The organism is Micromonospora sp. NPDC005203, assembly GCF_042872705.1.
Lineage (GTDB): Bacteria > Actinomycetota > Actinomycetes > Mycobacteriales > Micromonosporaceae > Micromonospora.
Genome location: NZ_JBIAKV010000010.1, coordinates 50,043 through 57,700, shown reverse-complemented (window position 1 = coordinate 57,700; position 7,658 = coordinate 50,043). Strand labels below are relative to the sequence as shown.

Below are 7,658 nucleotides of genomic sequence, written 5' to 3'. Positions count from 1 at the left end.
CCGCGCCGAGATCGTGCTCGATCCTGGATCTAGTGGTGTTCGGTCGCCCGGGAGACCACTACATCCAGGATCGAGCACGATCTTGCCCGCCGGCCTCTCTGATCATGGAGTTGGCGGGGCAGGATGCCGGGAATGTCCAGGGCAAATCCATGATCACGGGTGCGGGCGGGAGGCGCGGGGGACGCGCCGTGCGAGGTCAGGCGCTGGCGCGGTGGATCAGGTGGGTGTCCAGGAGGAGGTGCGTGGCCGGGAGGTCCTCGCCGCGGATCCGGGCCACCAGCAGGCGGGCCATCTGTCGGCCCATCTCCTCGACCGGTTGGAAGACAGTGGTCAGCGGCGGGTCCGCCCGGAGGGCGATCGTCGCGTCGTCGAAGCCGATCACCGCGACGTCCTCCGGCACCCGACGGCCGGCCTCCCGCAGCGTACGCAGCGCGCCGAACGCCATCAGGTCGGACGCGACGAAGACCGCGTCCAGGTCCGGGCAGACGTCCAACAGCCGGCGCATGGCGGACGCGCCGCTGCCCTCGCTGAAGTCGCCGTACGCGATCAGGTCGGGGTTGACGCCGGCCCCGGTGGCCTTCACGGCCTCGGTGTAGCCGGCCAGGCGGGCCAGGCCCACGCCCATGTCCTGGGTGCCGGCGATGGTGGCGATGCGACGTCGCCCCTGCCTCGCCAGGTACTCGACCGCCTGCCGGGCCCCGCCAACGTTGTCCACGTCGACGAACCAGGCCGGCTGGGCGCCCGGTTGCAGCATCCGGGCGGGCCGACCGCCGAGGACCGCGGGCAGGCCGCGCTCCTCCAGCAGCGTCGGCAGCGGGTCGGAGTCGTGCAACGACAGCAGCAGTACGCCGTCGACGTGCTGGTTGGTCAGGTGGTGCTCGACCCGCTCCCGCTCCACCGGCGACTGCGCCATGGCCAGCCAGAGCTGCATCGGCGTCTCCAGCAGGCCGGAGCTGATCCCCCGGACGATCGCGGCGAAGAACGGCTCGGTGAAGACCCGCTCACCGGACTCGGACACCACGAGCGCGACGGAGTCGGTCCGCTGGGTCACGAGCGCGCGGGCGGCTCGGTTCGGCACGTACCCCAGCTCGGCGATGGCCTGTTGGACCGCGGCCCGGGCCTCCGGACTGACCTGCGGCGAGCCGTTGACCACGCGGGAGACCGTGCCGCGACCGACACCGGCGCGTGCCGCGACCGCATCGAGGGTCGGACGCCCGAGTGACCGGGTGCGCTGCGTTGTCATCGTCTGCTCCTCCGACGGCGGACGGACCCGGCGCCACCTGCGAGAGGTGGACGCCAGGGCCGTCCTGATGGCTGGCCCGAGCCTATTGTGCGGCCAGACCGTTGCGCCGGATCACCGAGGCGTACCACTTGGCGCTGGACTTGGGGGTGCGGACCTGACTGTCGTAGTCGACGTGGATCATGCCGAACCGCTTGGTGTAACCCCAGGCCCATTCGAAATTATCCATCAACGACCAGGCGAAGTATCCCCGCAGGGGAACTCCGTCGTTGATCGCCTCGTGCGCGGCGCGCAGGTGGGCGTCGAAGTAGGCCAGCCGGTCTACGTCGTCGACCTGCCCGTCGACCACCGAGTCGACGAACGCGGAGCCGTTCTCGGTGACGTACAGCGGCAGGTCGGTGTAGCCGTGCACCCGACGCAGCGTCTCGGCCAGGCCCGGGGCGTCGATCTCCCAGCCCATGTCGGTCACCGGGACGCCACGGGTGACGAACCGGACGTCCTCGCTGCCCGGCCAGCACGACGGGGCCGGATCGATCGCGGCACCCTCGGCCGACGCCGCGACCACGTGCCGGCTGTAGTAGTTGACCCCAACCAGGTCCAGCGGCGTGGCGATGGTCGCCAGGTCACCGTCGTGCACGTGGTCGAAGTCGGTCACCGTGCGCAGGTCGGCCACCAGGTCCTCCGGGTACGACCCCCGCAGCAGCGGGTCGAGGAAGAACCGGTTGGCCAACCCGTCGATCCGGCGGGCGGCGTCCACGTCCGCCGGGGCGTCGGTGGCCGGGTCGACCGGGTAGAGGTTGACCGTCACGCCCACCTCGGCGCTCGGCCGGGCGGCCCGCAGCGCCTGCACGGACAGGCCGTGACCGAGCATCAGGTGGTGCCCGGCACGCACCGCGTCCGCACCGTCGGTGCGGCCGGGGGCGTGCACACCGGCGCCGTAGCCGAGGAACGCCGAGCACCACGGCTCGTTCAGCGTGGTCCAGTAGCGCACCCGGTCGCCGAGCGCGTCGGCCACCAGTGTCGTGTAGTCGGCGAAGCGGGCCGCGGTGTCCCGGGCCGGCCAGCCGCCGGCGTCCTCCAGCGGCTGCGGCAGGTCCCAGTGGTAGAGGGTCAGCCACGGCTCGATGCCGTTGGCCAGCAGCTCGTCGACCAGCCGGCGGTAGAAGTCCAACCCCTGCGGGTTGGCCGCGCCGACGCCGCCGGGCTGCACCCGGGACCAGGAGACCGAGAAACGGTACGACTTGAGGCCCAGCTCGGCCATCAGGGCGACGTCGTCGCCGAGCCGGTGGTAGTGGTCGCACGCGACGTCGCCGGTGTGCCCGGCGACGACCCGACCGTCAGTGTGGCTGAAGGTGTCCCAGATCGACGGGGTACGGCCGTCCTCGGCCGCCGCCCCCTCGATCTGGTATGCCGCGGTCGCGGCCCCCCACAGGAAACCGGGTGGGAAGGTCAGCCCGGGGCGCTCGTCGAGGACGTCGACGGCGTTGGGGCTGGCGGGGTTGCTCACGACTTGACGGCACCTTCCATGATCCCGCCGATGATCTGGCGGCCGAACACGAGAAAGACGATTACCAGGGGGATGGTGCCGATCGCCGTGGCGGCGAACACCTGGGAGTAGTCGGTGTAGTAGGCGTACGACAGGAAGGAGAGCGAGACCTGCAGGGTCGGGTTCTCCGGGGTGAGGATGGCGTACGGCCAGATGAACGAGTTCCAGGTCTCCATGAAGGTCAGCAGACCGAGGACGCCGGCGGCGGGGCGCAGCGCGGGCAGCACGATGCTCCAGTAGATCCGGAACGTGCTCGCCCCGTCGACCCGACCGGCCTCGATCAGCTCGTCGGAGATCGCCTGGCTGGCGTACTGCCGCATCATGAACACGCCGAAGCCGGTGACCAGGAACGGCACGGTGACCGCGTAGAGGGTGTCGTACCAGCCCAGGTCCTGCATCATGCTCCAGAGCGGGATGAGCCCCATCTGGGTCGGGATCATCATGGTGATGATGATCGCCAGCAGGAGGGCGTTGCTGCCCTTGAACCGCAGCTTGGCGAAGGCGAACCCGGCCAGTGACCCGGTGAGCACCACCGACAGGGTGACCACCGAGGAGACGATGACCGAGTTCATCATGCCGGTGAAGAAGTTGGCGGCGTCGTTGTCGAGCACCCGCTGGAAGTTGTCACCGAACGCGCCGGCGGGGGTGATCGGTGGCGGCACGTCGTTGATCTGGTCCAGGCTGCGAGTGGCGATCACCAGCATGTAGTAGAACGGGTAGATCGACAGCAGCGCCGCCAGGACGAGCGCGACGTAGGTCAGCGGACTTGTGCGCCACAGGCGCTGGGAGGCCGAGGTCATCGATCTCTCCTCACTTCGCCGAGCGGCGGACGAGTAGGAAGTTGAACAGCGACACCACGACGATGATCATGAAGATCGCCCAGGCGACCGCGGCTCCGTAGCCGGCGGTGCTCAGGTTCTCGATGCCCATCTCGTACATGTACATGGCCAGCGTCTGGAACTCCCGCTGGTCGCCGCCGAGGATGTTGCCGTTGGCGAAGAGCAGGGGCTCGGTGAAGAGTTGCATGCCGCCGATCGTGGAGAGGATGACCACGAAGACGAAGGTGGGCTTGAGCATCGGCAGGGTGATCTGCCAGAACTGCCGCCACGGGCCGGCGCCGTCGATCGCCGCGGCCTCGTAGAGGTCCTTCGGGATCGCCTGCATGCCGGCGAGCAGGATCAGGGTGTTGTAACCGGTCCACCGCCAGTTGACCATCGTGGAGATGGCGAACCAGGAGCTCCACCGCTGGCCGTCCCAGTCGACCGCGTCGACACCGACGAGGCTGAGCAGCCAGTTGAACAGGCCGAACTCCCGCTGGAACAGCATCCCGAAGACGATCGCGACCGCGGCCACCGACACCACGTTCGGTACGAAGATGGCCATCCGGAAGAAGGTCTTGGCGCGCAGGAAGGTCCGGTTGAGCAGGTTCGCCAGGAAGAGGGCGAGCAACAACTGCGGGATGGTCGACAGGGCGAAGATGCCCAACGTGTTGACCAGCGCGTTCCAGAAGTACTCGTCGGACACCAGCCGGGTGTAGTTGTCGAAGCCGATGAACGTGTGGTCGCCGATCATGTCCCAGTCGTGCAGGGACATCCAGACGGTACGCAGCATCGGGTACAACCCGAACACACCGAAGATCAGGAAGAACGGGGCGATGTAGAGATACGGCGAGTACTTGACGTCGAGGCGGTTGAGTAGCCTTGCCCGGCTACGTCGGGAAGAGACGTCGGGAGAAGGCGGTGCTGCTGGCGACGGCGGTGCCGTCGTGGCCGACAGGCTCATGCGAATTTCCTTTTCCGGCGAGGCCCGGGGGCCCTCGCGCAGGGCGCTACGCGGAGGGGACCGGCCGGTGGCGTCCGGGAACCCCCGAACGCCACCGGCAGGGAATCACTCACTCAGAAGGCGCCCTGAGTCTTGGCGTCCTTCGTGAACTGCTCCCAGGCCTTCGCCTTGTCGGCTCGCCCGTTCTCGAACGCCCGCAGGGCCGGCTCGAAGGCGTTCTCCTTCACCGCCTGGTGCTTCGGACCCAGGTAGGTCGGCTGGATCTTGGCGACGCTCTCCCCGAAGATCTTGCCGGTCGGCGCGTTGCTGAAGTACTCGTTGGTGTAGCTGAGGAACGCGTCGTTCTTCAGCGCCTCCAGGTTGGTGGGCAGCGGGCCCTTGAGCTTGAAGGCGTCCACCTGGCTCTTCGCGTTGGTCAGGTACTCGGCGAGCTTCGCCGCCTCCTTCGGGTACTTGCTCTGCTCCGGAACCGCGAGCCACGAGCCACCCCAGTTGCCGCCGCCACCCGGCACGGCCGCGACGTCCCACTTGCCCTTGTTGGCCGCACCCGAGTTGTCCGACACGATGCCGAGCATCCAGGACGGGCAGAAGGTGGTGGCGAAGGTGCCCTGCTTGAAGCCACCCGACCACTCCGGCGACCAGGTCTGCACCTTGGCGGAGATGTCCGCCATCGACGTGGCGGTGTCCCAGGCGTTCTTCACCGCGGGGCTGGTGTCCGCGATGATGTTGTTTTCCTTGTCGTAGAACAGATCACCGTTGCCCTGGAACATCACACCGTTGGAGACAGCGGTGATCGAGTCGACGAACGCCTTGCCGGTGGCCTGCTTGTACTTCAGACCGGCGTCGTGGTAGCCCTTCCAGTCCGACCAGAGCGCCGACACCTGGTCGCGCTCGGTGGGCAGGCCGGCCGCCTGGAACAGGTCCTTGCGGTAGCAGACGGCGAGGCTGCCGACGTCGGTCGGCAGACCGACCAACCGACCGTCCTGCGCCTTGCCCAGCTCCCACTTCCAGGGCAGGTACTCCTTGGAGTGGTCGGCGATCAACGGGTTGAGGTCGGCCCAGTTCTTCGGGTTGGTCTTGAACTCGTTGAGGATGCCCTCTTCCAGGGCGGTGACGTCCGCCGCGCCCTTGCCGGTGGCCAGGTAGCGGACCAGCTTCGGCCGGTACTCGCTGAGCTGCGCGGTCTTGCGCAGCTCGACCTTGATGCCGGTGTCCTTCTCGTACTGCTTGACGAGCTCGTCGTAGCCGAACTCGCTGAAGGTGTCGACGACCAGCTTGGCAGGCTTTTCGCCGGCCGCCGGCTTGTCGTCGTCGTTGCCGCAGGCTGCGAGACCGCTGACCGCGGTGATCGCGGCCAGGGCAGCGGCCGCCAGGCGGGTACGCCGCGTGGTGACACTCATTCGCTGACCCCTCTTTCCGGTGGTGAGGCTGATGTGTGTGGTGGGGGGTGCTCATCGCGCCACGCCAGGGTGTTCGAGTGACCCATGCCACCTCCGGGAGCGCTCCCATGAGATTGCCGACAGGTAACGGGGGTGTCAATAGGGTGTTGGGAGCGTTCCCAGATCGTTACCGCTCCACCAGGCCCGAAACTCGGCCTCGACCTGCGTCGATTTTCAGCAGAAGCGGCGCAGCAGGGTGGTGGTCCGAACCGGGTCGAACCGGGACGGGTCGAAGGTGGACCCCACCCAGTCGCGCAGCGTCGCGTGCCGCGGATCGATCGGCCCGACCGGGTCGTCGCCGTCGGCCAACGCGACCAGGAGCGCCTGGTAGCCCGACGGCCCGCCGACGCCCTCCGGCGGACAGGCCCGCTCGCCGTCCAGACACACCGGATACCGCTCGTCCGGGTCCGCGGCCAACGCGTCCTCCACGACCAGGTCGTGCTCCCACCAGTCGCCGAAGTCGTAGGTGTAGGAGAACCGGCTGCCCTTGCCGAGCACCGCGTCCAACCGCGCGTCCAACTCGTCGTGCAGGGCCAACTCCCCGTCCGGGTCGGGTTCGCCGTACTGCATCGCGTCGATCTCGAACGAGTGCAGGCGGCAGTCGCGCCAACCCATCGCGTGCTGCACCACCCGGTGTAACCGGTCCAGCGTGTAGCCGGCCGGCACGAGCACCCGTCGCCACACCGGCGGGCGGACGCCGGCGAGGGACATCTTCAGCTGGAAGATCTGACGCGGCATGCTGTCCTGTCCTCCCGCGGCTTAGGCTGCGAGCATGATCTGCCGAGCGTGCCGGGCCCGGCGACACGACGACTGCCCGGGCCGGAACTGGTGCGACTGCCAGCACCGTACCGCCGAACCGACCCCTCCGGTCACCGGTCCGGCCGGCGAATGAGCGTCGGAATTCCGATCCGACGGCTCTGGCCCGAGCCGTCGACGCAGCCACTCGACGACGCTGCGCTGACCGCCCTCTACCAGCGCGCGGACGAGCCCCGCCTGCGGGTCAACTTCGTCACCAGCCTGGACGGCGCGGTAAGCGTGGACGACTACTCCGCCGGGCTCTCAGGGCAGCCGGACAAACGGGTGTTCGGGCTGCTGCGGATGCTCTGCGACGCGCTGGTGGTGGCCGCCGGCACGCTGCGCCACGAGGGATACCGTGCAATCCGCCTCGACGAGCGCCGCCGCGCCTGGCGACGCGAGCACGGGCTGGCCGAGTACCCCACGCTCGTGGTCGTCTCCGGCTCGCTGGACCTGGATCCGACGCAGGCCGCCTTCGCCGACGCCCCGACCCGGCCGATCGTGCTCACCCACGCCGACGCCGAGCCGCCGCCCGGCCTGACCGACGTCGCCGACCTGCTGCGCTGCGGCACCGAACGGGTCGACCTGGCCGTCGGCCTCGCCCAACTGCACCGACGCGGGCTGACCCAACTGCTCTGCGAGGGCGGCCCGCACCTGTTCGGCGCGCTCACCGCCGCCGACCTGGTGGACGAGCTGTGCCTCACCGTCTCACCACTGCTGGCCGGCCCCGGACCGGGCCGGATCAGCGCGGGAGACCCCGCGCCGCCGCGCCCGCTCACCCTGCGGCACGTGCTGGCCGCCGAGGACGGTGTCCTCCTGCTGCGCCACGCCCGCCCGTAACGGGCCGTCGTCCGGT

At 69.1% G+C, this 7,658-nt stretch carries 7 protein-coding genes; 1 reads left to right on the top strand and 6 read right to left on the bottom strand.

Annotated elements, in window-relative coordinates; translation table 11 throughout:
• Window positions 1-196: 196 nt before the first annotated feature.
• The 6 genes from ACFYPM_RS21745 to ACFYPM_RS21720 all read right to left on the bottom strand — a co-directional run bounded on the left by ACFYPM_RS21745 (window position 197) and on the right by ACFYPM_RS21720 (window position 6,745).
• Complete coding sequence (locus ACFYPM_RS21745) at window positions 197-1,243, bottom strand: LacI family DNA-binding transcriptional regulator (protein ID WP_357247804.1); 1,047 nt, start codon at window positions 1,241-1,243, stop codon at window positions 197-199.
• 82 nt (window positions 1,244-1,325) lie between these two features.
• Complete coding sequence (locus ACFYPM_RS21740) at window positions 1,326-2,747, bottom strand: GH1 family beta-glucosidase (RefSeq protein ID WP_387199809.1); 1,422 nt, start codon at window positions 2,745-2,747, stop codon at window positions 1,326-1,328.
• Complete coding sequence (locus ACFYPM_RS21735) at window positions 2,744-3,586, bottom strand: carbohydrate ABC transporter permease (protein ID WP_387199805.1); 843 nt, start codon at window positions 3,584-3,586, stop codon at window positions 2,744-2,746. The genes ACFYPM_RS21740 and ACFYPM_RS21735 overlap by 4 nt, the downstream gene beginning before the upstream one ends.
• Window positions 3,587-3,596: 10 nt before the next feature.
• Entirely contained in the window at window positions 3,597-4,568 is a 972-nt protein-coding gene (locus ACFYPM_RS21730; protein ID WP_387199802.1) for a carbohydrate ABC transporter permease, read from the bottom strand.
• Window positions 4,569-4,681: 113 nt separating this feature from the next.
• Entirely contained in the window at window positions 4,682-5,968 is a 1,287-nt protein-coding gene (locus ACFYPM_RS21725; RefSeq protein WP_387199799.1) for an ABC transporter substrate-binding protein, read from the bottom strand.
• 213 nt (window positions 5,969-6,181) lie between these two features.
• Window positions 6,182-6,745 (bottom strand): plasmid pRiA4b ORF-3 family protein, encoded by a 564-nt coding sequence (locus ACFYPM_RS21720; RefSeq protein WP_387199796.1) that lies wholly within the window; start codon window positions 6,743-6,745, stop codon window positions 6,182-6,184.
• A gap of 150 nt (window positions 6,746-6,895) precedes the next feature.
• Here ACFYPM_RS21720 and ACFYPM_RS21715 point away from each other — a divergent pair, with 150 nt between their 5' ends.
• The gene (locus ACFYPM_RS21715) at window positions 6,896-7,642 is read left to right on the top strand and encodes a pyrimidine reductase family protein (protein WP_387199793.1); all 747 of its coding nucleotides are present in this window, start codon (window positions 6,896-6,898) and stop codon (window positions 7,640-7,642) included.
• The last annotated feature ends 16 nt before the right edge of the window (window positions 7,643-7,658 follow it).